The following is a 25,894-nucleotide window of genomic DNA, read 5'->3' on the forward strand; positions in this document are numbered from 1 at the left end:
CTTTAATTTACCTTTGCGAAGTTGAGCGAAGCTCAGCGCTTTGCGGGCTTCGCGGTTTATGTTTAATTTAATGGCGGATTCCAATGTTTGGGAAAAGATTTTTTTAATTGACGCCGTTCGCAACATTTTTCTTCCGAAAAAGCGTCTTAGCCTCGAAGCATTTAAAAAAATCTTAGCGGTCTTTGCTTTCCTTGCGATTAAATTAAACACGCCTTTTAAAACGCCTATTTACTTTTTTTGTTTATCGTATATTATCGAAAACATGCATAAAAAAAGCACCTTTTTAAAATTTGCGGCCTATTATAAGCCTTATAAATTCTTGTTTTTCTTTGATCTATTTTGCGCTCTCTTGGTGTCTGCGGTGGACTTGGTTTTTCCTCAGGTGATAAGGTATTTAACAAGGATAATTCCAAAAATAAGAAGAGGCGAGGTTTTGCTTTTTTCGGATAAGACAATTTTTAGTTTTGATGTGCAAGCCTCGGCCATTGTATATCTTGGGCTTATAATTGCAGCCATTCTTTTGGGGCTTTATATCATAAGATACTTTGCCCAGTATTTTATAACTTCATGGGGACACATAATGGGTGCCCGTATGGAAAGGGATATGAGGAATGACCTCTTTAACCACATGCAGCGGCTTTCCTTTTCATATTACGATCAAAACAAAACAGGCGATATGATTTCGAGGATTGTTTCAGACCTTTTTGATATATCTGAGCTTGCACACCACGGCCCCGAAAACCTTTTTATTTCCTTTTTAAAAATAATAGGGTCATTTTCGCTCCTTTGTTTTATCAATGTAAGGCTTACCCTCATTTTGGCTTCGGTTACATCGCTTATGTTCATCTTTACTTTTTTTCAAAACAAAAAGATGCGTAAAATCTTTATGCTCAACCGCAAAACAATAGCCGGAATAAATTCGCAGGTGCAGGATACTCTTTCGGGGATAAGGGTGGTGCAGTCCTTTGCAAACGAAGAATTGGAAAGTAAAAAATTCGATACGGCAAACGAGGCATTTGTTCATTCTAAATATATAAACTACAGGCAGATGGGAGAGTTTTTTGCGGTAAACGGTCTTTTGCAGGGGCTGTTTTTTATCGTAACGGTTTTAGCCGGAAGTTTTTTTGTTGCAAAGAATGAACTTACAATTCCCGATTTGACCATCTATGTCTTGTACATAAATATTTATATCGCTCCGATAAATTTACTTATCAATTTTACCGAGATGTTTCAAAAGGGAGCTGCCGGTTTTAAACGCTTTTTGCAGATTGTAGAAACGGCACCTGACATTACCGAAAAAGAAGATGCCGTCGAGCTAAAGGACGTAAAGGGGAACATAAAATACGAAAATGTAGATTTCAGCTACAATGAAACTACAACAATCTTAAAAAATATTTCGATAGATATTCCGGCAGGAAAAACCCTTGCCCTAGTCGGCCCCTCAGGAGGCGGAAAAACGACGATATGTTCTCTTCTTCCCCGTTTTTATGATGTACTAAACGGAAAAATAAGCATAGACGGTAAGGACATTCGGGACTTAACTTTAAAGTCCTTGAGGGAAAATATAGGGATTGTGCAGCAGGATGTTTATCTTTTCGGCGGGACGATAAAAGAAAATATAGCCTACGGAAAACCGGAGGCTTCCGATGAAGAAATTATTGAAGCGGCAAAGAATGCCCACATTCATGATTTTATTATGAGCTTGGAGGAAGGCTATGATTCTTACGTGGGAGAGCGGGGAGTAAGACTTTCGGGCGGACAAAAACAAAGAATTTCCATTGCCAGAGTCTTTTTAAAAAATCCTCCGATTTTGATTTTAGATGAGGCAACATCAGCCCTCGATACCGAAAACGAAATTTTAATTCAAAGGGCAATCGAAGAGCTTTCGGAGGAAAGGACTACAATAGTTATAGCCCACCGTCTTTCTACCATAAGAAATGCCGACAGGATTTTGGTTGTTACCGATGAAGGCATTATGGAAAGAGGCACTCACGAGGAGCTTTTAAGTTTAAACGGCATCTATGCGAATTTGCGCAAACTTGATGAGTTTTAATCGATAGCTTAAAACTAATAATTAAAAACCGATTAACTGGAGACATTTAGGTGCAAAACGGATTAAAGGATATAAAAGAATTAAAAAAGAAATTTAAAAAGGCCATACTTTCCCGCAAACATACCATAGACGAGTTACGTTTTGAGTATGATGATATTTTATATTCACCTCATATGCCGAACAATGTGGACATATCTGAAACCGAGTTTAGAGGAATAAAGACCGATATATTAAGACCCGAGATGGCAATTTCAGGAAGAGCAATCTTATATATCCATGGCGGTTCTTTTATAAGCGGCACAAAAAAGGCTTACCGTTCCTTTTGTGCAGGCCTTGCTCATGAAGCTTCTGCCGATTTGTATTTACCCGAGTACAAGCCGGCTCCCGAACATCCCTTTCCTGCCGCCTTTGAAGATATTTATAAGGTTTATTCAAAACTTATAGACTCGCATACGGTTGAATCGGCAAATTTGATTCTTGCAGGAGACGGGGCCGGCGGAGGCTTGATTCTTTCGCTAATCCATTATTTAAAGAATAAACGGCTTCCCCTCCCTGCCTTACTGGTTTTATTTTCGCCTTGGGCGGATTTAAGCTGTTCAAGCGAGGGCTTAAGCGCAAACAAAAAAAAGATTTTGTGTTTTCTCAAGAAGCTCTGCTGGGTGCCGCCCAATTATACACTGAAGAAAAAAACTTTACCAATGAACTTGTCTCTCCTATTTTTGGAAACTTTGAAAACTTTCCTCCTGTTTTTATTCAATGCGGGGGCAATGAAATTCTTTTAGATGATTCAATGAGGCTTTGCGAAAAAATCGAAAAGGCCGGAGGAGTGGCTGTGCTCGATAAAATTGATGATATGCCCCATTTGTTTCATGCCTTACCCGATTACTTTGCTAATGCTCATCTTGAAGTTGAAGCTGTCGGAAAAAAAATAACCGGCTTTTTTGATAAGGGCTCCGTGATAGAAAATAAGGCCGATTTGATAGGGGAATAATAATGGAAATTCTTTCGCCTGCGGGCAATTTTGAAAAATTGGATTATGCATGGGAGTACGGAGCCGATGCAGCCTATATAGGATTAAAAAACTTTTCGCTTAGAGCTAAGGCCGATAATTTTTCGGGAGAAGAATATAAAAATATTTCTCTTTTAAAAGAAGAGTATAAAAAGAGGGGCTTAACAAAAAAACTTTATTGTGCAATAAATATTTCGTTTCATAATGAGGATTTAAAAAAACTTTTAGAAGAGACAAAATATTTTAAGCAATATCCTTTCGATGCCTTTATTGTTCAAGATTTGGGAGCCGCCAGAATTTTAAAAGAAAACTTTCCCGATATTCCGCTTCATTTAAGTACGCAGGCAAACTGCATAAACTATGAGGCCGTAAGGGTGTACAAGGACTTAGGCTTTTCCCGCGTAGTTTTGGGAAGGGAAGCAAGCCTTGAGGACGTGAGCGAAATAAAACAAAGGGTCCCCGAAATGGAGCTTGAATGTTTTGTGCACGGGGCAATGTGTATTTCTTATTCGGGAAGATGCCTTATAAGCGCCTATCTTACCGACCGAAGTGCGAACGCAGGGGAATGCACCCATTCATGCCGCTGGAATTATAAGATGTACTGCGAAAAAGGCGGACACTTCTTTGTAGAAGAATCCGAGCGGAAGGGAGAGCTTTTCCCCGTAGAAGAAGGCGAAAACTATACGGCTCTTTTTTCTTCAAAAGATTTATGTATGATAGACCACCTCGACAAAATGAAAGAAGCCGGAGCCGATTCTTTAAAAATAGAAGGCCGCATGAAAAGCATTTACTATACGGCCTTAACCGCAAGGGCTTACCGAAAAAAAATAGATTTTTTAGACGGGAAAATAGGAGAAAAAGAAGCTGCCCCCTTTATACAAGAACTATACAAAACGGCCCACAGGGAGTTTACTACCGGCTTTTATTTTTCGAGTGCGGAGGCAAATAAGACCACCGCAGGCGAGTCAAAGTCTCCCTACATGCTCGCAGGCAAAATCGGTAAAAGGCTTTCTGAAAATGAATATGAATTTATTTCGATGAATAAGATAGATTCAGGTCTTCCGCTCGAATATGTAGGGCCTGATATTTGTTCTATAGAGGACAGGGATTATGTTCTTCTTAAACCCGACACAAGGGAAAAAATGGATTGGGTCTGCCACGGGCATCCCTGTATCATCAAAACCGATAAACCCATAGCCGAAAAATTTTTGGTAAGGTGTAAGGAATAGGAGCATTATTGTAGGAGGTTATATGAAAAATATTAAAATTGAAATTTGTGCGGGGTCTCTTGAGGATGCAGTCTTAGCAGAAAAGGCAGGAGCATCAAGGGTTGAGCTTAATTCTTCTCTTTTTTTGGGAGGTTTAACGCCCTCCCTTGGAACTTTAAAATTGGTTAAAAAAGAAACTCATCTTGAGGTTATGACCATGGTAAGACCGAGAGCTGCCGGCTTCTTTTATTCGTCTTATGAGTATAAGACTATGCTTGAAGATGCAAAACTTTTTATAGACAACGGCGCAGACGGCATTGTTTTCGGTTTTTTAAAAAAAGACGGAACCATAGATGCAAAACGGTGTGAGGCTATGATAAAAATTGCAGGAAGAGCGGATAGGGTTTTTCATAGAGCTATTGATGTGGTGCCCGATCCCTTAAAGGCTCTGGATGAACTTATTTCTTTAGGTTTTACCAGAGTTTTAACGAGCGGCCAAGAGCCCACAGCTTATGAGGGTGCCGACCTAATTGCCAAAATGGTAAAGCGTGCAAAAGGCCGAATCGAAATTTTACCCGGCGGCGGCATCACCGAAAAAAACGCTTCAAAAATAATCAAACTCACAGGTGTTGATCAGATTCACTTTGCAGCCCTAAAACGCAGGGAAGAGCCGTCTACTAGGGCAAATCCTTCAATCTACTACGGAGGAGGCCTCTATCCGCCTGAGGACAGCATTGAAGTTGCCGGTCTTGATGAGATGATAAGGGTCAGAGAAAGTTTGTAATGGGTAAATGCTGAAGTGAAAAGTGCAATTTGGAATTTGACACTTTTTCTTTGATATTTTTGACTTTTTTTCTGGAGCTACAGTTTTTCGATTTCGGATTCGGTAAGACCTGTCATTAACAAAATTTCAGGAACTGGATAGCCTCGTTTTTTCATAAGTTTAGCTGTTTCTCGTTTATTGTCATAAGCACCTTTATCCCTAGCATCCATCTCAAAAGTGGACATTAACCTGTATTCTTGCCTTGCCTGTTCGTTTTGTTTTACTTTTTGTATCATAGCTTCTATCTCCCTTGTAAATTCATTTTTTACTTTTCCGGTTTTAATATATTCTAAAAATTCCTTTAGTTCTTTGTCCTCAGTGTTATTAAAGGCCTCTGCATTTATTATAACCTTTAGAGTGCCGTCTTGTAAAGGGGTATTTTTGTCCTCTATACAAAGGTTTTCAAAGGTATAAATAGGCCTATTTTTGCCTATAACATCAAACAAGCAGATAAAAATTATAATGCTGTCATTTAAGTTATTATAGGAATTACCTTTGTCCAAAAACGAGATATCTATGGCAGCTTGGTAAAACCGCATACGCTTCGGGATATTGCGTTCATTGCTTACCTGCATTTCTATATCATAAAGTTTACCATCTTCTGCCTGCACCAAAACATCAAACCGTACGGACTTTGCCTGTTCATAGGTACTAATATTATGTTGTACCGAGATATAGGTAATTTTTCCTATTGTATCTGATAATATCATTTCAATAAGCCCTTTGCATAAATCTTCATTTTGCATGATTTTACAAAACATAAAATCATCCGTAAATGTTAAATCTTCAAATTTTTTTAGCATTTGCTTTCTCCCATTATATTTATAGGGTATATTTGAAAAAAAGAGTAAGTTAGAAAAAGATTTTTGTAATCGAAGCAGTTTAAAAAAATTCCTTTGTGAAGTTGAGCGTGAGCTCAACGCTTTGCGTCCCTTGCGGTTAAATAATCAATAAAATTTAATTCTTTTTAAAAAAATTTTTGCTATTAACTTCAAATAATCTCTATAATAATTATGAAAGGGGGAAGTTTTTTCTTCTTTTAAAAAAAATTATTTAGAGAGATTAAATATGAAAAAACTTTTTAAAATCACCCTCCAAAACGACTACGCATTTAAACGTGTTTTTGGTACTGAGGAGAACAAGGACGTATTACAGGACTTGCTGGAATGTATCTTAGACATTCCGTCTGAAACAATTACAGGCTTGGAGCTCTTAGATAAGGAGTTTTATAAGGAGATTTTAACTGAAAAATTAGGTATTTTAGATATCAAGCTAAGATTAAAAGACGGAACTTTTGTAGATATTGAAATTCAAAATGTATGGCATCGTGATTTTGATGCAAGAACTTTGTATTATTGGTCCAAGATGTACAATGAAGGAATAAAACAAGGTCAAGACTATACAAATCTCCCAAAATGTATTACAATAAATTTGATAGGAAAAGGCTTTAATAAAAATAAGCGGTTGCACAATAAGTATCTTGTTCTTGAACAAGATACAAAAGAGCCTTTAGCTTCAAAACTTGAGATTCATATATTAAACCTTGAGAAAGCAAAAGTGTTAGAAGGTTCTCAATTTAGAGATAACAAAATGAAACGCTTATTAAACTGGCTGAAATTTATAGAAACCGACAATTCGGAGGTAAGAAAAATGTTAGAACAAGAATCACCGATGATGAGAAAGGCAAATACCGCTATTTCTGTAATGGAAATGAGTCCTAGAGATAAATGGCTTTATGATTCCCGTATGAAATATGAACACGACAGGGCATCATGTATAAATGAAGGGTATCAACAGGGCATTGAACAGGGAATTGAACAAGGCATATCTCAAGGTGCTTACCAAAACAAACTTGAAACGGCCAAATTATTAAAGCAGTTAGGGGATTCAATCCAAAAAATTATACAAGTTACAGGTCTCAGCAAAGAAGATATACAAAAACTCTGATTAGCGGGTAGAAAAATTTAATAATTTTTTTAAATTTTACTTGGTATTTTAAATTTTTTGATGTATAATGATAGAACGAAGTACAAATGTAGAAGTATAAAGTGTGAATGACCAGATGCAAAACGCCGTTCGATATTCCTCATTTCTAGTTTTCTCGAAACGGCTGAAATTCATCAATCCTAGAAAATTGATATTTTCTGCGGTTGATGAATTTATATGGAGGTTTTTATGAAAAAGATGTTTTTTGTTTTGATGATACTTGTTTTGACGGTATCATCCTGTAATTTATTTTTAAATGAAGAATACGGCGAGCTTATTTTGAGCTTTGATGGAACACTTCCCGATGGAGCCAGAGCCTTGGATTCCAACGGACTTCCAGTTCTTTCATCTTCACGTATGAAAATCAATATAATCAAAGAGAACGGCTATACTGTAACGAGGGAGCTAAGTGCCGAAGAACCTAAATCTCTGGTTGAGCTGGTTCCTGTCGGTGAAACGATAGAGATAATAGTTACGGCGATTAACCCATCCGGTCAATGGTCGGGAAGGACTTTTCACACCGTAGCCTCAGGCCAAAATCAAGTAACCGTCCTATTAAACAAAAACGTTTCCGGCTTAAACAACCTTTTGTTTACGCAGACCGTAGAGGGGCAGCACGACTACAACTTAACCCTCTACATGGGCGGAAAAGAAATTAATGCTCCCAAATCGGAAAACCCGTACAGCTTTGCTCGTGACAGTAAGGGACGGCTGTATGTCAGATATAGAGACGGAGATACCCATCTTGTCCGTTATACGAGTGAGGGTGAACTTGATGTCCATCCGGCAACAACGACGATCAAATTTCTCGCAAACGATTATACAACGGGGAAAATGTACGGGATGGGTGTAGGCTTAAATGAAATAAATGAGAACGATTTGACGCATCCAACTACTATTACAGGTTTCTCCACTGTTAATAATTTCTTTGCCGTAGATAACGGCAGAGTTGCATGGCTGCATGTAAGCAGCGGAAATAACATAATAAATGCCGCAAGTTTGACCGGGGCATCTCATTCAGACATTCTGATTAGTTCTCATATTGATATTCACCATTGCAAGCCATCAGAAGTAAAAGATATTTTTATCCGCGGCGATTATGTATATGTGCTTTTTAATACAGTTAATGAAAGTATAACATCAAGTGATCCTAACCTTTACTCTTTAGGCGGGGTTGTCCGCTATAAAATATAAACAATTTGGCGGGGAATCATGTAAAAATCGGTTTTTCAAACAGCGTAGGCTTTGAAAATCGGGCAGTGCCCGCCTCTTATTATTCCGAAAATTTTTACGGGGCGGTAAAGGTAATCGGTTTTGACGACGAAAACATCTACATAGCCGATGACGGCTTCGATGCCGCCGATACTCCCGCAGGTTCCCGTATCGTTAAAAACCGCAACCGTATAGCAACTCTTAATATCGCAACAAACGCTTTGAGTTTTAGTGATGCCGGGCCTGCAAAGTGGTATAACGAATGGAAAGAGTGGGAGGGCGTGAAGACAAAGATTCTGTTGTGGGAGAAGGGCGATGAATCTACGTATTTCGGAATGAAATATTGGATAGGCGATACGGCAGAAACACCTTGTCCAGCAAGTGATAACGAGGCACTCTGGGTTTCTAGGGTTCAGCAAGTATTACCTACCGATGTTTTCTGTTATGACCAAGGCGGTAATCTATATATATATGCTGACGGTATAAATGGAGGGTTCAGGCGTTTTGCCATAAAAGAAGACGGTTCTTACGATAAGTCTTCGGCTCAAGATTTGGATATGTCAAGTAGTGTGAATGCCATTGCAGTCGATATTTCCGATGGGGAAAATTATTTGTATTATGTTGAGACTTATAGTTCACCGCGCGCCATAAAAAGGTTTAAATGGGGACACTTCGGCCATGAAACCTTCGATAACGCCGAGCAGGATACGGGATACAGTATCTCAGTCCCGCCAAATGAAGAAATTACCGCTCTTGCGGCAAATAAGGACGGGGTCTTTGTCAATTCGCGAACTGTATCGGCTACTGGATATACCTTATCGGTAAAGAAGTATAAAAAAGAGGACAGAACTTTTGTCGGAGAGATTACAGTGGGAACAGAGCAGCCGCCGGTGGCGACAGAACCGTCGTTGCCGTATCCCGACTACACCAAATTGGAAAGCAATATCAACAGTTTACAGATAGTCGATGGTGTACTGTATGCCATTACATCAAAGATCGAACAAAAGATGAAGAAAAAGGCTAATTATCAACCAATATATGGGATTGATAACTTTAGAAGTAGCAGTGTACTGTATAAAGTAGGTAAGACGGTGGGAGGATTTTCCGGTAATGCAGAAAAACTAAATGAAAAGAATGTTCTAGATTCGCCGGAGCCAGGAACTGGTTATAATTTTTACCGCTTTATCGCGGTTAAGCAGAAAAAGCTCGTGATTGCTTCTGACGGCGCCTGGGGTAAGAATGGATTTGATACATCTCACAGTGAAGCCAACAATAATAAAGTTTTTGAATATAACTTATACGGGAATTTGGATTCACCGGATGAAAAGGATTCTGGCGGGGTATTCTCACACGAATTGATATACAATCCAGCTTCTAGTGCTCCATCGACAGCTGCTCATTATACATGGAAATAATTAATCTTTCAGATGCACTTTACTTTACGCGGCACGCTTTCGGCGTGCCGTATGGTAAAAGAAGATTAGTGGGGAATTTATAATTAAGAATGGAATGATTTCACTGTTTGACACTTGTCCTTTGACAAATTTTTCATTTATGTGCTATAATATACCTTATGGAGAAAAATTATCGGAAGCTAGGTGTGTTGATTCTCATTTTTTTGGGGCTGGTAGGTGCGGGAACGCTCGTTGTTTATCAAAAACTCCCAGCGGGACTCCCTGCGGGACAATCTTCGGGAAGTCCTGTAGGACACCCTACCGGAGAGCAGGCGGAGCTTTCTAAAACGGAAACTGCCGAGCTTGAAAAGCCTAAACAGGAGAGCGAAAACACGGAACCTAAAAAAGAAGAGCCTAAAAGGGTTGTACCTAAAAAAGAAACGCCTAGGAAGGAAGTACCTAAAAAGGCGGAACCCAAAAAAATAGAACCTAAAAAAGCATCTAAGGCAAAAGAGAGTGAGGTTTCGGCTGACCATGTTCAACCGGCTGAACCGCCTGAAAAGCCCTCAATGGGAATCTCCCTTGCCGATAGGGATAAAAAAACTTTTAACTGGTCCTTAGGACTCTTGGCCGAGGCAAATATGAATTCGCCTGACGGTTATGCGATGGGCACGGGACTTTACACCCTTTTTATGCTTCCTTTAAAACTCAAAATAGGGCACCTATCCTTGGGAGCAAAGGCTCTTTATTCCAATGACTTTAAAAAACACCATATTTTTGATGCCGCCCTCTTATTCCGTTGGAATTTTTATGATTTTCCAAAGATAAAAAAACGGGATTCGGGCTTTTTTATCCAATTGGAAGGCGGTGCCGTTTTCGGCCTAAAAGAAAGAGAGCCTTCAAAACTTTTTATGTATGCCCTCGGTGAAGCCGCATTCGGTTACCGATTTACAATAAACAACTTATTTATCGAACCCTATCTAAGAGGCGGCTATCCCGTAATCTGGGCAATAGGAATCAGCGGAGGATTTAGAATATGAAAAAAAATTTTGTTTTATTTTTGGTGATACTTTTTGTATCGGTTACGGCTTGTAAAAACCCGTTTTTTAAAAACATGCTGGACAAGGATTCGGGGAGTGAAGGGTCCGGAGATTGGAATTCTCAAAGTTCCGATATAGGTTCCTTTGAAGACGCTGGGTACTTTGTAAAAATAATCCCTCCTGTAAACGGAATAATAGGCGTTAAGCGCGATTATTCTTTACATCCTTCAGGTTGGACCAATAATCCGGATAACTGGACTAGCTATTGGCCTGGCTATTATGAAGGTGTATTTATCGAAGGACGAAAGGTAAAATTGAGTCCCTATAAGATCGGCAAAACGGAGGTAACCTATGAGCTGTGGCACGAGGTACTGACATGGGCAGAAGGTAAAGGCTACACCTTTGCAAACAAGGGAAGAAAAGGCAGTGCTGGAACAGGAGCCGCTCCCACAGATACAGGAAAAAAAGAACCTGTAACGACTATAAGTTGGCGGGACTGCATTGTGTGGTGTAATGCGTATACTGAAAAAGAAAAAGGAATAGGCGAATGCGTCTACCGCAAAAAGGACAATCATACGGTTGTATTAAAAGATGCGACGGCAACAACTGATTGTGATGCCGCTTATGCCGATATGAGTAAAAAAGGCTATAGACTTCCTACCAATGTCGAATGGGAATATGCTGCTCGCTGGCAGGGAAGCGACGGCACGAATGCCGACAAGTACGGAGCCGTATATTTAACAAAGCTTTGGAGCGGAAGCGGAATGAAAAAACCTATAGGTTTTAAAGACCTTCCCTTACCTCCTGAAGGGGAAAGCTGGAAAAGTTTAAGGGATGAGTTTAACAGGGTGGCTGTATATTACCTTTGGTGGAATGGACACCGTTGGACAGGCCAAACACCTCCAACAACTAAGACTTCCGTAGTCGCAAGCAAGGATGCAAATACTCTCGGCTTATATGACATGTCGGGAAACGTGTGGGAGTTGTGCTGGGATTGGTTTTTATCAGATCCTGCAGAAGGGGATGTACTTGACTTGGACGGGTTTGTATCGGATCCTCACGGTCCCTATTCAGGCTGGTCTCGGGTTATGCGTGGCGGTAGTTTTGGTAGTTATGCCGGTCACTCCACTGTAGGCTCAGTTTACCCTATTGGTCCTTCTAGCTTAATGTATGGCGCTGGGGTCGGCTTCCGCTTGGCTTGTCGGCCTTAGAGTCGATGAAAAATGTACATCCTTGTACATTTTTCATCTTAGAGTTTTAGACTTGCGTCTAAAACTCTTGGAAGTTTGGAACCACCGCCGTCCATGGCGGTAAAGCGGTGAAACCGAACAGGCAAAATGTGTTTTGTGGTGCAGTAAATTTTTGAAAAAAAGATTGACCTGCATTGTGCTAGCCGCTTTAGCGGCTCGAAAATTTTTTGGTTTAAATTAAACGGTTGGGACAAAACAAGCGTTGCTTCCGGTAATAACAGCGTCTTACGCTGCGGCAGCTTACCGCACATGCCTTTACCAAGCTCTTTGACGATTTACCGCAGCGGCAGGATAATGATGAGGCGAAGTGTATTCTTTATACCGAAGAACCGGGTGTTACGGAGGGCAACTATACCGATTTTACCACTTCGTCTGAAGTACAAGCCGCCTTCCAAAACGCAAAAGACGTAAAAAAATGGAATATGTATAAGTGGTATAATAATAGATAAGGACATAGATAAAAGATAATGGAATTTGAATGGGATGCAGAAAAAAATAAAAGAAATATCAAAAAATACGGGATCGCTTTTGAGATGGCGGCAAAGTTTTTTTTAGATGATAAACGTATTGAACGGTATGATGCAGAACATTCTTCAATAGATGAGCATAGGTACAAAACAATCGGTATGGTAAATAAGGTGTTGACTGTTATCTATACCGAACGTAAAACTGCAATCAGAATTATTTCGGCACGCCTTGCCGAACAGGAGGAAATAGATGAGTACTATAAAAACTATGAGTTTAGATGAAGTTGCAAACTACGAGATACCCGCTGAAGATTTGGAACGGCTGAATAATTTTAAGAATACTGATTTTTCCGATTGTCCGAAAGATACGGCTGCACAGTTGAAACTGTATAAACCATGGTATAAACTTCATCCTCACGGTTATGGACAACAAAAAGCCGATATGCAAACCGAAATTGATGATGACCTTCTTGCATGGCTGAAGCAAGGAGAAGAAGGTAATTGACTGAGGATAGAAACAAGGATTTTCCGATGGCTCATACAAAAACAAACTTGAAATAGCAAATCTTATGATGTGTATGAATTATCCGAACACTCGAACGAGTGTATACCCTCCACTCGGACGAGAGGCAGAGTGTTCTGCAGAACCGTCTTTAGACTTACCGCAATCCCTCTGTTTTCAATCTCAGCTAAAGAAAGATTAAACTAAAAATTTGATAACAATGCGGGTTCTTAGGGGCGGAGCCCCTAACTTACAGTTTTTCAATCTCTTCTTCGGGAAGACCGGTTATCTTTTTAATTAAAGACATATCCAGTTTTTCCATTTTCATAAGTTTGGCTGTTTCTCTCTTAGTTTCATAAATACCTTTATACCTAGCGTCCATCTCAAAAGTAGACATTAACCTATATTCTTGTCTTGCTTGTTCGTTTTCTTTTATTGTTTGTATCATAGCCTCTATCTCCCTTGTAAATTCACTCTTTGTTTTGCCTGTTTTAAGATATTCTAAAAATTCCTTTAATTCTTTGTTTTTAGTGTCTTTAAAGGCTTCCGCATTTATTATAACCTTTTTCGTTCCATCTTGTAAAGATATATTTTTATCTTCAAGACAGATGTTTTCAAAAGTATAAATAGGCCTATTTTTATCGATAGCGTCAAAAGTACAAATAAAAATTATAAAGCAGTCGTTTAAATCGTTATAGAAATTCCCCTTATCCAAGAATGAAATATCTATGGCTGCTTGGTAAAATCTCATTCTTTTGGGTATATTCTTCTCGTTACTTACCTGCATTTCCACATCGTAGAATTTACCGTTTTCAGTTTGAACCAGAACATCAAATCTTACGGATTTAGCCTGTTCATAGGTGTTAATATTATGCTGTACCGAAATATATGCAATTTTGCCTATTGTGTCTGATAGTATCATTTCAATAAGTCTTTTACACAAATCCGTATTTTGCATAACTTTACAGAACATAAAGTCATCGGTAAATGTTAAATCTTCAAACTTCTTAATCATTTGTTTTCTCCTTAATTTTTTTATATTCTCCCTCCTCATTATATTTATAGTTATTATTTAAAAAAAATAGTAAAATATAAAAAGATTTTTATAATCTATGCAGTTTTTAAAAATTCCTTTGCGAAGTTGAGCGTGAGCTCAACCCTTTGCGCTCGCTGCGGTTAAATAATCAATAAAACGTAATTCTTTTTAAAATTTTTGCTATCTGTTGCAAACTTTTCATACAATAATTATGAAAGAGGAAAAGTTTTTCTTCTTTTAAATAATTTGTCATGGAGTTTGATATGAAGCAATTATTTAAAATAACTCTCCGCAACGACTATGCTTTTAAAAGAGTCTTCGGCACTGAGGAAAACAAGGACGTACTACAGGACTTGTTAGAATGTATATTGGATAGTAATATGTTTTTTAACTATTGAAAAATTGATATTTATATGGTAATATCTTTAATAAAGATAATGCTAAAAATTTACAAAATAAGACGGGTTCTTAGTGATTGCAAGCTGGCGTAGCAATCCAAGCCCTAAGCGGTTCTTTTGAAGATAGGAGGGGTTATAGGGGAGGGTAACAACCAACGGAGTTTCGAGGTAAAGAAATCTTTTATCCGAAAAAGTGTCTTTCCTCCCCTAATTAATCAGGAGGTGAGAGAAGTGTTAGCAGAAAATTCAGAGATGATGAAAAAAGCAAATGCCGCTATTTCTGTAATGGAAATGAGCCCAAAAGAGAAGTGGCTTTATGAAAACCGAATGAAATACGAACATGACAAGGCCTCTTGGAAACATGTGGGTTATCAAGAAGGTATTGAAGCTGGAATACAAGAAAGTCTTGATAAAGGTGCATACCAAAAAGCTCTCGAAACGGCAAAGCTGATGCGTATGCATAATTACCCGATTGCCGAAATTTGTACAATGACCGGTCTTACAAAAGAAGAAGTAGAAGCGATTAATTAATTGACATTCGCCTTTTTAATAAATCAAATATTTTTCCCTCATCTTCAAAAATTTTTTTTCGTCTTTTTCGATAAATTGAAAGTATTCATCTAAGGAAAGACTCATCGAGCTTAGCTTGTTTGTTCCGCTTAATAAATTGAGGCCGCAGAGTTCGGCAGGGTAGTTATTTATCTTAAAACTATCGGGATACATTTCCCTTATTGTATACATCACCGCAATTGCACTTTTTACAGGCGAGAATCTCTTTTTATCCTTTACGATGATTTGAACTCCTCCGCATAGCTCATCCTTATAAACCGAAAGAGACGGAGTAAAATAGGCGGGTCTAAAAAAGACTCCCTCAAGCTTGATGGCATTTAGAGCTTCTGCTAGAGCCTCGGCATCTATATAGGGGGCTCCTATGTATTTAAAGGGCATGGTTGTTCCTCTTCCTACCGAAATGTTTACTCCTTCAAAGATACAAAAGCCCGAATAAACTAAGGCCGTATCGGCTGTAGGAATATTTGGCGAGGGCGGAACCCACATTAAATTAAGGTCTTCAAAATAATCTTCACGGTTCCAGCCCTGCATGGGGACTATTTTTAAGTTACAGCCTATCTTAAATTCTTTATTGAACATTAGGGCTAATTCTCCGACGGTCATTCCGTGCCTTTGTACAATCGGAAAATAGCCCGTAAAGGATTTATATTCTTCTTCCAAAATATTCCCCTCGACATTTATTCCGTTTATGGGATTGGGCCTGTCAAACACAACAAAGGTTTTTCCGTCACGGGCGCATGCTTCCATTGCATAGGCCATTGTGTAAATATATGTGTAAAATCTTGCTCCTACATCCTGAATATCGAAGCATAAAACATCTATTTCTTGCAGCATCTCTTTTGTGGGCCGCTTTGTTTTTCCGTAAAGGCTGTAAACGGTAAGGCCTGTTTTTTTATCTACCGTGTTGGAGATACCGGCTCCTTCCCGCGCATTTCCCCTTATTCCGTGTTCCGGAGAAAAAAGGCTTAAAAGATTAGTCTTTTCGTATAAGATTTCGATGCTTGATCTTCCTAAAGAGTCTATGCCTGTTTGGTTGGTAATTAATCCTATTCTTTTTCCTTTAAAAAGATTAAAAAATTCGTCTACGCGTTCAATGCCTGTTTTAAAATCGGCCTTGTTCGGCTTATTCAATTTTTTTTCTGCAAAAACCATGAGGGCAAGACTACAAAAGCAAAATAAAAAAAGCTTTTTCTTCATTTTGCCGTTCCTTCAGCTTGTTTTTTTGCCAAGTTTTTCTTTGAATTTCTTGATTGGATTTCTGCAAGTATGGCCATAGCTTTTTCGCTTTTTAAAAACTTCCTCAATATTGCGGATTGCTTTGATTGTTCTTTTATGGCTTCCATTATGGCTGTTAAATCCTTGAGGGTTCCCTCGTTATCATAAATTTCAGGAATCATATTTATAAGTTCTTTTCTGCCTGCCGCAAGTTCTATAAGCATTTGGTCCAGCATAGCATTATCATAGTTTTTAAATGCGGAATAAATAAGGGTGGTAATGGCTCCATAGTTTTTTGCAAGATAAAAATCGCCCTCATATTTTCCGCGCAAGTTTTTTCCAAAAAGGGCAGGGGTGTTTTTTGCACTTGTAAAGATTATGATTATTAAATCTTCTTTAGGATCGATTAGGGTCAGCGTTCCAGTCCAGCCTGTGTGCCCTATTGTGTCCGCACTTGCAAGCTGAGAGAAAGCCCAAGCATAGCTGTTATTAAGCCCCTGTCTTCTCCATCCCAAGCCTGCCTGCGAAAAAAAATTCCCCTGACTGGTAAATAAATTTAAAACGCTTGAATCAAATAGCTTTATATTTCCGTATCCGCCGCCGTTCAGCATGACCTGAGCCAGGACTGCTATACTTTCGGCATTTGCAAAAAGCCCTGCATGGCCGCTTACCTGATCCATTGCATTGTAGGCTTCAGGGTCGTGTACCGTTCCGTGAACAGGCAAGTATTTTATGTCTTTGAATTTTTCGTCCTTTGTTCTTTTGACGGCCCGTATTTCGGTTGCGGTAATATCCTCTTTTGTAAATCCTTTTTTTAATGGCTCATAGCAAACCGAAGATAGATTTAAGGGCTTATAAAGATTTTCTTCCGTATACTTATCTAAGGGAAGGCCTGTTACTTTTTCTATAATCAAACCTAAGAGCATATAATCTATATCTGAATATAAAACCTCGGTACGCGGAGAATATATTAAGGGCGTGTTACAAATCAGCTCTAAAACAATTTCCTTATTTTGTCTTTTATCGGTTTTCTTTTTTTGTGTTATTTTTTTGTTCACATAATACTGTGCCCCTGCCGGAAAACCTGCTTGATGTTTTAATAAGTCCTCAACCGTAATTTCGCTTTTTCCCTTAAACCGATCCTTTTTTTATCCTTAAAATCAGGAAAAAAATCTTTTACCTTATCATAGATCGAAATCTTTTCTTCGGATATAAGTTTTTGTAAGGCAAAATTTACCGTATACATTTTGGTGTTGCTGGCCAAATCAAAAAGAGTGTCTTTTGTAATAGGCTTTTTGTTTTTTTGCATCAGGGATTCTCCGAATTCGTCCACAGTGCTGATATAACCGTAGGCTGAGTTTTTTATCATCCTTCCGTTTTTTACCACTACAAGCTGAATCGAGGGAAATCCGTTTGCTGTTTGAGCCTCCATGATGTCATCTATTATTTGAAATGCCCTATAATTTACATCATTTAATTTTTCTTCTTTTTTGATAATGGAAGGGTAGGGGATTTTTACCGATAAGGTATAGGTTTTCGAAAAGCCCTTATCATCTTTTTCGGCTTCAATATTTGTAATGAGTAAGTTATTGGTGCCGTTTATTACTTCATCTCCGATATAAATTTGAGTATATTTATTTTTACAGATTTTTTTTGTATCTATTTTTTTCCCGTTTAAATATAAAAGAAATTTTTTTACATTTTCAGTATGAAAGTAAAGATAGCCCTGTCCGGTATAAGCCTTAAAAGGAATAAAGTTGTTCGGTAAAATTGAAGGATCATATTTTTCTTCCTCCGGAGGAAAGCTTACCTCCGTTTGAAAGCCGGCAAAACTTTCTTCATTTTTTTCCGATGTATAAATGTCCGCTTCTGCTGAATCGGTTTTTATCTTTAATCCTTGTGCCGATCGGCATGATAATATTAGGGCAGAAAAAAAAATGCACAAAAATTTCTTCATTTATCCATTGTATCATAAAAATTAGAAATATAAAAGAAGAGAAATTTCTTCTTGCACATAAAATGATTATCGTATATAATGAATTCGGAGGTAATTTATGTCAAAATTTAAAATGCAAAAGGCTAGTGCCAAAATTCTGGATAAATTGATAAAGCCTGTTTCATCGATTACCGGTTCTCATAATGAGGGTTTTTTACTGACTGCAGGATCCGGAACGGAAAAAGGCAAGTGGAATACAATGACAGCCGGCTGGGGAAATATAGGCTTTTTGTGGAATAAACTTACAGCTACGGTTTATATAAGACCTACAAGATATACTGCCGAATTTGCCGATAAAGAAGATTATATAACTCTTTCTTTTTTTGACGAAAATGACCCATGGGCTAAGGGGATGCTGGCTTTTTGCGGGACAGTTTCAGGCCGTAATGTAGATAAGGCAAAGGAAACAGGCTTAAAACCCGTAATGCTTGAAGACGGTGCCGTATCTTTTGAACAGGCTCAGACCGTTCTTGTGTGCCGTAAACTTTATCGAAGTAAATTTGATATGGATTTATTTATTGACCCGCAGATTGTTATAGATTCATACCCCAAAAAAGATTTTCATTATGTTTACATTTGCGAGATAGTTTCCGTTTATACAAAATAAGTTTAAGGGCTAACGTCCTATGATAGAAACGTTTGCGCCAAACCATTTTTTACTGGTTTTTTCTAAAAAATCGGTTTTTGCCATATCTTTTAAGGTGGATTCGACGGCATTCATAAGAGCGATGTCTTCTTTTCTGAAGGCTATAACATATTCTTCATAGGCTATGGCTTCATCGAGAACCCTATATGAGCCGGTTTTGGCCTGCATTAAACTATTTATAGATAAAAGATCATAGACGATGCAATTTATTTCATCTTTTTCAAGAGCATTTAAGGCGTCCTGTGCTTTCTGAAATACAACCGTATTTTTAAATACGCCATAAGTTAATTCCGCCTTTTTAAGATTTGCGTGTATAGATGACAAAGCTATAACACCTATCTTTTTTTCTCTTATGTCTTGAATAGAATAATAAGGGTCTTTATCTTTTACAACCAATATTACGGCACTCTTTATATAAGGTGTTGTCAGTGAATACGCCTCGTCACGTTCTTTACTGTATGAAAAGCCGCTCCATATGCAGTCAATCTCTCCATTGTTAAGCAGTTTATCCCTTTCGTTCCATGCAATAGCTTTAAAAATCGGTTTTATTTTCATGTTTTTGCACAGTTCTTCAGCTACTTCAATATCATAGCCCTCCAGCTTTGTTGTAAAAAGGTTTAAAAAAGAAAAGGGGGGCAGATCATCCCTAACACCTATTATAAATTCTTTTTTTACAAGAACCTTTGCAAGTGAAACATCGTTCTTTTTTTTCTTGCCTGAGACTTCTTTTGGAGTACAAGCCGAAACTGCCAAGGCAATAAATAAAAACATCAAGTTTAGTTTAAAAACATAATTCGGATTTTTTTTCATATAATTACACCCTTATTTCCCAAAAATTACCATATTTGTGCCAAACCATTTTCTTGAAATTTTTTCAAGTCTTCCCGCCTCTTCCATTTCAAATAATGCGTTTTCTACTTCTTCTTTTAAAGCCGTACTTCCTTTTTTAAAAGCATATACAAAGGAATCCAAGGCTATAGCTTCTTCAATGAGGCTATAAGTATCAGGCTCCTTGGTTAAATATGTTGCCATAATTGAAATATCTCCTACGCAGGCATCAACTTCATGGTTTTTTAAACTGTTCAGAATTTGCGGTATGTTATTATATAAGTATTCTACTAAATATATCTGATTCATCAATTCGGGATTGTTTTTAATCAGAGTAAGTCCTAAGCCTCCCATTTGTCCTGCTATTTTTTTCCCTTTTAAATCTTTTATATTTTTAATATTATTTGATTTTAAAGTTAAAAGCACTACCGCATTGCGTAAATAAGGCCTTGTAAGTTCATAAATTTCGTTCCGTTGATCCGTATAGGAAAAGCCCGATGCGATACAATCTATAGCTCTGCTATTGATTAGATTTTCCGCCTCACTTGGAACTATTGTCTTAAATTCTACATCAATATTCAGTATATCCGCTATTTCTTTAAAAACATCAACATCAAACCCTTCAATCTCATTTTCACTATTGTAAGAACACATAGGAGGATTTTGTGAGTCTACTCCTACAATGATTTTAGAATTTACGAGAACTTCGACTAAAGATGTATCATCAGCATACATTGTATCGCTTTCTTTTTTTCTGCATGAAAAAAACAATGTAATCAATAAAATTACCGCAAAGAAAAACGCTTTTGAGTTTAATTTATTACGCATGTGCTTAATATATCATAGTATTTGCAAATTGTAAAGAACGGAAAAGAAGCTTGTTTTTCTTTATTGAAACTTTTGCTAAAAAATGATAGAGTGTGAATCAGGAGAAATTTGTGAACGATAAGATTGCCGTTATCGGAGCCGGTTCTTGGGGAACGGCCGTGGCCTGTTCGCTCGGAAAAAACGGACACACAGTTGTGCTTTGGAGCCATACTGCTGACGTTGCCGATTCGATAAATACCGGCCATATAAATGTAAAATATTTGCCTAGCCATAAGTTGCCTAAAACAGTTTCTGCGTCTACTGATATGAAAGAGGTATGTAAAGACGCTGCCTTTATTTTTTTAGCGAGCCCTTCACTTTATTTAACTTCTACTGTTGAAGAACTTCTGAAATTCGCTCCTTTTAGCCATGACGATGGAGCAATGCCTTATCCGACGATAGCGGTATTGACAAAGGGCTTTATTCCCGATGAAAACGGTGAACCCAAGTTTATAATAGATGTTTTGGAGAAAATGCTTCCGGATTTTTATAAAAACCATCTGGTTTACGTAGCGGGGCCAAGCCATGGCGAAGAGGTAGCCGAAGGCAAGCTGACCGGCCTGATTGCCGCTTCTCAAAACCCCATGTGTTCTATCCGATGCCGCGAAATATTAAAATCGAGGAATTTGCTTGTTTATTCCAGCTTGGATATAATCGGAGTACAGGTATGTGCAGCCGCTAAAAATGTTGTAGCCGTCGCCTTCGGTGTTTTAGACGCTTTAACCGTAACCTCCGATATTTTCGGAGACAATACCGAATCCCTCCTCTTGGCTGCCGGCTTAAACGAGATTCAGATAATAGGCCGTGCCATGGGAGCAACGCATCCTGAAACATTTACATCGATTTCCGGAGTAGGGGACTTGGATGTAACTTGCCGAAGTAAATACGGCAGAAACCGCCGTTTCGGTAACGAAATCATAACAAAGAAGATTCTCCTTTCATTTGAGAATGTGGATGATCTTATTAAAAATATCGACAAAATAGGCTATTTGCCCGAAGGGGTAGTTGCCTGCAAATACTTGAATATTCTTGCAGAAAAAAGAAATTTAAAACTGCCTATTTGTTCGGGACTTTATAAAATCTTAAACAAAGAATTAAAACCTCTTGACTTAATAGAAAACTTACTAAAGGGAGATGCAAAGTAATATGCTCGAAAATATTACCGAAAAATTCAGCGGAATAATGCGCTCATTGAGCGGCAAGTCCAAAATTACCGAAAAAAATATTGAAGACACAATTGAAGAGATTAAGACAGCTCTTTTGGATGCCGATGTAAACTTGCGCGTTGTACGCCGTTTTATAAATGCCACAGCCGAAGAAGCAAAGGGCGAAAGGGTGTTAAAATCCGTAGATCCCGGGCAGCAGTTTACAAAGATTGTATACGATAAGATGACCTCCTTTTTGGGGGACGAAAAAAAAGCCCTCGATCTAAGAGGGCCTGATACCCAATCGGTAATCCTCTTTTTAGGGCTTCAAGGCTCGGGAAAGACTACCAGTGCTGCAAAATTGGCCTTAAAACTTAAAAACGAAGGACGAAAACCTCTTTTGGCTGCCTGCGACCTTGTACGTCCTGCCGCCGTAGAGCAGCTTTCCGTTTTGGGAGAAAACATCAGCGTCCCTGTTTACAAAGAAGAAACGAAGGATGCGGTAAAGGTCGCAAAAAATGCTCTGGCCTTTGCCAAAAAGAACTTTTATGATACGGTCATAGTCGATACGGCAGGACGCCTTCAAATCGATGAAGACATGATGAAGGAAATCGTCAATATTAAATCTGCCGTAAAACCTATGGAAACCATCCTTGTTGCCGACTCAATGACGGGTCAAAGCGCTGTTGATGTTGCAAAGGAATTTGACGAGCAGGTAGGGCTATCGGGCTTAATACTCACAAAATTCGATTCCGATACCAGAGGCGGTGCCGCCCTTTCCTTAAAAACCATAACGGGAAAACCTATTTTTTATATAGGAACAGGCGAAAAGCTGGAAGACCTTGAGCCCTTTTATCCCGACCGTATTGCAAGCCGTATTTTGGGCATGGGAGACATTGTTTCTCTTGTTGAAAAGGCTCAGGCTGTTTATGATGAAGAAGAGGCGGAAAAGCTTCAAAAAAAGATGCAGAGCGAAAGTTTCAGCCTTGCCGATATGCTCATGCAGTTGGAGCAGGCCGAAAAGATGGGGCCTTTAGAGTCAATGCTCGATATGATTCCCGGGCTTTCGGGCCAAATAGATAAAGATAAGCTGGACCTTTCTCTTTTAAAACGCCAAAAGGCCATAATTCAATCGATGACCTTAAAGGAGAGGGATAATTTCCGTATTATCGGACCGCCTCGCCGTAAACGTATTGCAAAGGGCTCAGGAACCTCTGTGGGCGATGTAAACAAACTTTTAAAGCAATTTGAAAAGACCCGTCAAATGATGAGAAAGGTGTCAAAAAACAAGGGTCTTCAAGCAAAAATGATGTCCGGCGGACTTTTCGGCTAGATTTGCTCTCTTTAAAATCAAAAAAGCCTTGAAACTATCAAGGCTTTTTTGATGCTGCATCATACTTTGTTTTGATTTATTTTATGGACTCGTCTTTTTTTCCGATTTGCTTTGACAGGCAATACATTTTAAAGCATAGGGCAGGGCTTTTAGCCTGTCCTCAGGTATCTGCTCCTTACAGGTAATACACTTGCCGTATTTTCTTTCCCTTATTCTTTCCAATGCCGAATCAATCTTCTGGAGCTTTTTTATATTACTTTCTCCGATAAAATCCAGCATATCCCTATCGGTACTATACGAAGCCAAATCTGCAAAATCCTTGGGGATGCTGTTTGCCAAAGTTTCTGCATATTCTTCGTCATTCCGCTTTAAAGAGGTCATTATCTCCTCTCTTTCTTTTAGCAAGTATTCTTTCATTTCCTCAATAAACTTTTTTTTCATATACGTCTCCTAGTTGACAATTTTTTTAATAGACTTTAGAATTATACGGCTGAATTGAAAAAAAAGCAAATGTTTTTTTGAAATTTATTCATTTTTTTGGAGGTCTTGTGTCTAAAGAAGAAGCAATTGAAGTTGAAGGTATTGTTAAGGAATCTCTCCCCAATACTATGTTTAGGGTTGAGTTAAAAAACGGGCATGTTATTTTAGCTCATTTATCGGGAAAAATGCGCAAACATTATATTAAAATTGTGCCGGGAGATACGGTTAAAGTTGCCCTATCCCCCTATGACTTGACCAGAGGCAGAATTATCTTTAGAGAAAGATAAGAGCTTACCCAAGGTAAGCCTTATCTTTGATAAGCCTTATCAAAGGTAAGCTCTACCTGAATATCGCCGCATAGCCTTTCCGTATTCGGATGACACCTTCCGAGACAAGGTAAAAGGCTAAAAGCAAACCGAAAATTCCTAAAAAAATAACACTCTTAAAAAGCAAAATACCTACTATCGTTAGCAATATCCCGTGTATAATGATTTTAAAGGCTTCTTTGCGGGGAATATTTTCTTTTTTCTTGGTATTATTTTCTTTTGTTTTTCTCCAGTTTTGCCACCATTCAGCGGTAAATATGTCTTCTCCAAAAGGATTTTCATTTTGCCTATAAGTATAGGTGCCGGAAGTAAATGTGCTTTCCATACTTAGGTCATAGTCTTTTCGTTTTTGCGGATTTGATAATATAGAATAAGCCTCGCTTATCCTTTTAAACCTTTCTTCAGCTATTTTGTTCCCCGGGTTTTTGTCGGGATGATACTTCATAGCAAGGTTTCTATAGGCCTTTTTAATTTCTTCTTCATCAGCAGACTTAGAAACATTCAGTATGTTGTAATAATTTTCCATTAGCCGATCACCGTCCCCTTAAATTCTACACCATTGAGAATATTTTCCAAATTTTCAATGTCTTTTCCTGCTGCACAAATTACCCTTATACCTGCTTTTTGGGCTCTTTGACTTGCTATAGGATCAAAAGGAGTATTTTTCCCGGGAACCCATTCCGTTCCCACTAGTTTTATAAAATCTTCCCATGAAATTTTATCTATCGGCTTTGCTTCAGGATTTTTTTTGGGATCATCGGTATAAACCTTGGCAATATTTGAAAGGTTTACCACCAAATTTCCTGAAAACCTTTCGGCAAGAAGTACGGCATCATTATCTGTAGAAAAACCGGGTTTCCAGCCGGCAGCAACTAATATTTGTCCTCCGAACATATCAACGGTAGTTGGGTCATAAACTACAGGATTAGGGCAAAGGTCGGAGAATACGGCTCTTACGAGCTGGGCATTTAGCCTTGTTGCCATTATACCTATCCAGTCGGCTTCATCATTGCTTATGTTCTTTTTACATAAATCGCAGACTGTTCTATAAGCGTTTTGATAGTCTCTGGCAGGAGCTCCTCCTCCAATTACCATAATCAGTTTTCGTGATGAGTCTTGAGAAAGCCACCCTCTTACAGCTTTTGAAAATTTATCTAAAAAAACAAAATCCGGTTTATCCGGGGCTACTATAGAGCCTCCTACCGACAAAACAGTCACCATAATATCCCTCCTCAAGGATAATTATCCGTATATTAACAACTATACATAAAAAAAAGTTTCTTAAAAATTTCAGTTAAATGCATTACATCGAATTCGGATGCTCCTGCAGATGATAAAAGCTCAATAAAAAAGGTCTCATTTGTTTTTTTCCCTCCTTTTTTGAATAGCCCCAGACCTGAAAGGTATTTGCATATCTGTTCCGAGTTTTCTTGAATTATCTTCATTGAAGCTTTTGTTAAATAAATGTTTTTTTCTATGAGCGGATTATCTTTTTCTGCTATATAAATAGAATAGCAAAGAATCAGAACTGCATGGGAAAGGTTGTAAGAGCCGAATTTTTCTTCAGCGGGAATATTAACGGAAAAAGAGCACATATTAAGCTCTTCATCCGTAAGACCGGTGCGTTCATTTCCAAAAACAAGGCCCAATCTGCCTCCATAAAATTTTTTTAAGTCAAGACAGAGAGTCTCAGGGCTGATACCTAAATCTTTACGTTTATGTCCTGTACGCCTGCTGGTTCCTATTAAAACCGAACAGTCTGCCGCCGCTTCTTTTAAACCGGCATCGGTAGGAGGATAAAAATGCGCATTTTCCCAAATGTGGGAGGCATGAAGTGCAAGTTTTAAGACTTCGGTTTCATCATAGTCCTCTTTTTTTCCTGTGATTCTTAAATCATCAAAAGCCGTGTTTGCCATAACCCTGCATACGGCTCCTATGTTTGCGCTTGTTTCAGGACGGCAAAGAATAATCGTTTTTTCAAAGTTCATTTTTGTATATTGCCGTCATTCAGCTCTTATGTCAAGCGAAATTAAAAATAATCTTTAAAAAATTTGATAAAATATGCTATAGGGCAAATATATACCATCCGATACTGTAACTGTAAAGAAAT

Annotated in this window: 24 protein-coding genes and 3 pseudogenes; 17 read left to right on the top strand and 10 right to left on the bottom strand. The window is 38.3% G+C overall.

The features are described 5' to 3' along the window. The first annotated feature begins 262 nt into the window (after positions 1-262). The 4 genes and pseudogenes from JO40_RS07190 to JO40_RS07205 all read left to right on the top strand — a co-directional run bounded on the left by JO40_RS07190 (position 263) and on the right by JO40_RS07205 (position 5,054). Positions 263-2,053, top strand: a complete 1,791-nt coding sequence (locus JO40_RS07190) for an ABC transporter ATP-binding protein (RefSeq protein WP_044979748.1) — start codon at positions 263-265, stop codon at positions 2,051-2,053. Positions 2,054-2,103: 50 nt separating this feature from the next. Next, a pseudogene (locus JO40_RS15210) lies at positions 2,104-3,044 on the top strand (alpha/beta hydrolase fold domain-containing protein). Between the two features lie 2 nt (positions 3,045-3,046). Then, positions 3,047-4,291 carry a peptidase U32 family protein gene (locus tag JO40_RS07200; RefSeq protein ID WP_044978748.1) on the top strand — a complete coding sequence of 415 codons (1,245 nt, stop codon included), beginning with the start codon at positions 3,047-3,049 and terminating at the stop codon, positions 4,289-4,291. A gap of 22 nt (positions 4,292-4,313) precedes the next feature. Next, a complete protein-coding gene (locus JO40_RS07205; protein WP_044978749.1) occupies positions 4,314-5,054 on the top strand; it encodes a copper homeostasis protein CutC in 741 nt (246 codons plus the stop codon). Between the two features lie 77 nt (positions 5,055-5,131). Here JO40_RS07205 and JO40_RS07210 read toward each other — a convergent pair whose 3' ends face one another. Next, positions 5,132-5,896, bottom strand: coding sequence for an Rpn family recombination-promoting nuclease/putative transposase (locus tag JO40_RS07210; RefSeq protein ID WP_044978750.1), 765 nt, complete (start codon positions 5,894-5,896; stop codon positions 5,132-5,134). Positions 5,897-6,161: 265 nt separating this feature from the next. Between JO40_RS07210 and JO40_RS07215 the strand changes: the two genes are divergently transcribed. The 7 genes from JO40_RS07215 (at position 6,162) to JO40_RS07240 (ending at position 12,947) form a co-directional block, all read left to right on the top strand. After that, positions 6,162-7,040 (top strand): Rpn family recombination-promoting nuclease/putative transposase, encoded by an 879-nt coding sequence (locus tag JO40_RS07215; protein WP_044978751.1) that lies wholly within the window; start codon positions 6,162-6,164, stop codon positions 7,038-7,040. Positions 7,041-7,268: 228 nt separating this feature from the next. Beyond that, positions 7,269-8,273 (top strand): hypothetical protein, encoded by a 1,005-nt coding sequence (locus tag JO40_RS14660; RefSeq protein WP_245608786.1) that lies wholly within the window; start codon positions 7,269-7,271, stop codon positions 8,271-8,273. A gap of 5 nt (positions 8,274-8,278) precedes the next feature. After that, entirely contained in the window at positions 8,279-9,706 is a 1,428-nt protein-coding gene (locus tag JO40_RS14665) for a hypothetical protein (protein ID WP_245608787.1), read from the top strand. A 158-nt stretch (positions 9,707-9,864) separates the two neighbouring features. Next, on the top strand, positions 9,865-10,725 hold the full coding sequence (locus JO40_RS07225; protein WP_044978752.1) for a hypothetical protein: 861 nt from the start codon (positions 9,865-9,867) through the stop codon (positions 10,723-10,725). Beyond that, positions 10,722-11,936 carry a formylglycine-generating enzyme family protein gene (locus JO40_RS07230; protein WP_044978753.1) on the top strand — a complete coding sequence of 405 codons (1,215 nt, stop codon included), beginning with the start codon at positions 10,722-10,724 and terminating at the stop codon, positions 11,934-11,936. The genes JO40_RS07225 and JO40_RS07230 overlap by 4 nt, the downstream gene beginning before the upstream one ends. Positions 11,937-12,442: 506 nt before the next feature. Further along, positions 12,443-12,724, top strand: a complete 282-nt coding sequence (locus tag JO40_RS07235) for a BrnT family toxin (protein ID WP_044978754.1) — start codon at positions 12,443-12,445, stop codon at positions 12,722-12,724. Further along, positions 12,693-12,947 carry a hypothetical protein gene (locus tag JO40_RS07240; RefSeq protein WP_044979749.1) on the top strand — a complete coding sequence of 85 codons (255 nt, stop codon included), beginning with the start codon at positions 12,693-12,695 and terminating at the stop codon, positions 12,945-12,947. The genes JO40_RS07235 and JO40_RS07240 overlap by 32 nt, the downstream gene beginning before the upstream one ends. A gap of 247 nt (positions 12,948-13,194) precedes the next feature. Here the strand turns inward: JO40_RS07240 and JO40_RS07245 are convergent, their stop codons facing one another. Next, a complete protein-coding gene (locus JO40_RS07245; RefSeq protein WP_044978755.1) occupies positions 13,195-13,959 on the bottom strand; it encodes an Rpn family recombination-promoting nuclease/putative transposase in 765 nt (254 codons plus the stop codon). Positions 13,960-14,243: 284 nt separating this feature from the next. On the opposite strand from JO40_RS07245, the pseudogene JO40_RS13170 reads away from it, so the two are divergent. Both JO40_RS13170 and JO40_RS07250 read left to right on the top strand, forming a co-directional pair. Beyond that, positions 14,244-14,354 (top strand): annotated as a pseudogene (locus tag JO40_RS13170) (PD-(D/E)XK nuclease family transposase); the annotation flags it as partial. 246 nt (positions 14,355-14,600) lie between these two features. Then, positions 14,601-14,909, top strand: a complete 309-nt coding sequence (locus JO40_RS07250) for a PD-(D/E)XK nuclease family transposase (RefSeq protein WP_420864558.1) — start codon at positions 14,601-14,603, stop codon at positions 14,907-14,909. A 15-nt stretch (positions 14,910-14,924) separates the two neighbouring features. Here the strand turns inward: JO40_RS07250 and JO40_RS07255 are convergent, their stop codons facing one another. Together JO40_RS07255 and pbp4b are read right to left on the bottom strand one after the other, a co-directional pair. Next, positions 14,925-16,145 carry an exo-beta-N-acetylmuramidase NamZ family protein gene (locus JO40_RS07255; protein ID WP_044978756.1) on the bottom strand — a complete coding sequence of 407 codons (1,221 nt, stop codon included), beginning with the start codon at positions 16,143-16,145 and terminating at the stop codon, positions 14,925-14,927. Beyond that, positions 16,142-18,120 (bottom strand): annotated as a pseudogene (pbp4b, locus tag JO40_RS15215) (penicillin binding protein PBP4B). Before pbp4b ends, JO40_RS07255 begins: the two are co-directional and overlap by 4 nt. A 97-nt stretch (positions 18,121-18,217) precedes the next feature. Between pbp4b and JO40_RS07265 the strand changes: the two are divergent. Then, on the top strand, positions 18,218-18,766 hold the full coding sequence (locus JO40_RS07265) for a hypothetical protein (RefSeq protein ID WP_044978757.1): 549 nt from the start codon (positions 18,218-18,220) through the stop codon (positions 18,764-18,766). A 9-nt stretch (positions 18,767-18,775) separates the two neighbouring features. Here the strand turns inward: JO40_RS07265 and JO40_RS07270 are convergent, their stop codons facing one another. Together JO40_RS07270 and JO40_RS07275 are read right to left on the bottom strand one after the other, a co-directional pair. Beyond that, complete coding sequence (locus tag JO40_RS07270; RefSeq protein ID WP_044978758.1) at positions 18,776-19,615, bottom strand: substrate-binding periplasmic protein; 840 nt, start codon at positions 19,613-19,615, stop codon at positions 18,776-18,778. A 12-nt stretch (positions 19,616-19,627) separates the two neighbouring features. Beyond that, entirely contained in the window at positions 19,628-20,461 is an 834-nt protein-coding gene (locus JO40_RS07275) for a substrate-binding periplasmic protein (RefSeq protein ID WP_044978759.1), read from the bottom strand. 110 nt (positions 20,462-20,571) lie between these two features. Here JO40_RS07275 and JO40_RS07280 point away from each other — a divergent pair, with 110 nt between their 5' ends. Together JO40_RS07280 and ffh are read left to right on the top strand one after the other, a co-directional pair. Continuing rightward, a complete protein-coding gene (locus JO40_RS07280; RefSeq protein ID WP_044978760.1) occupies positions 20,572-21,645 on the top strand; it encodes an NAD(P)H-dependent glycerol-3-phosphate dehydrogenase in 1,074 nt (357 codons plus the stop codon). A gap of 1 nt (position 21,646) precedes the next feature. After that, entirely contained in the window at positions 21,647-22,978 is a 1,332-nt protein-coding gene (gene ffh / locus JO40_RS07285; protein WP_044978761.1) for a signal recognition particle protein, read from the top strand. Between the two features lie 81 nt (positions 22,979-23,059). Here ffh and JO40_RS07290 read toward each other — a convergent pair whose 3' ends face one another. Then, entirely contained in the window at positions 23,060-23,419 is a 360-nt protein-coding gene (locus tag JO40_RS07290; RefSeq protein WP_044978762.1) for a TraR/DksA family transcriptional regulator, read from the bottom strand. A gap of 107 nt (positions 23,420-23,526) precedes the next feature. On the opposite strand from JO40_RS07290, the gene infA reads away from it, so the two are divergent. Then, positions 23,527-23,745, top strand: a complete 219-nt coding sequence (gene infA, locus JO40_RS07295; protein ID WP_044978763.1) for a translation initiation factor IF-1 — start codon at positions 23,527-23,529, stop codon at positions 23,743-23,745. Positions 23,746-23,797: 52 nt separating this feature from the next. On the opposite strand, the gene JO40_RS07300 is transcribed toward infA, so the two are convergent. Genes JO40_RS07300 through JO40_RS07310 form a run of 3 tightly spaced genes read right to left on the bottom strand, consistent with a single transcriptional unit; the run spans position 23,798 to position 25,772 of the window. After that, positions 23,798-24,310, bottom strand: coding sequence for a DnaJ domain-containing protein (locus tag JO40_RS07300; protein ID WP_044978764.1), 513 nt, complete (start codon positions 24,308-24,310; stop codon positions 23,798-23,800). Beyond that, complete coding sequence (gene pyrH / locus JO40_RS07305) at positions 24,310-25,005, bottom strand: UMP kinase (protein ID WP_044978765.1); 696 nt, start codon at positions 25,003-25,005, stop codon at positions 24,310-24,312. Before pyrH ends, JO40_RS07300 begins: the two co-directional genes overlap by 1 nt. Positions 25,006-25,037: 32 nt before the next feature. After that, on the bottom strand, positions 25,038-25,772 hold the full coding sequence (locus tag JO40_RS07310; protein WP_044978766.1) for an RNA methyltransferase: 735 nt from the start codon (positions 25,770-25,772) through the stop codon (positions 25,038-25,040). Positions 25,773-25,894: the final 122 nt, after the last annotated feature.

It is taken from the genome of Treponema putidum (assembly GCF_000755145.1).
GTDB lineage: Bacteria > Spirochaetota > Spirochaetia > Treponematales > Treponemataceae > Treponema_B > Treponema_B putidum.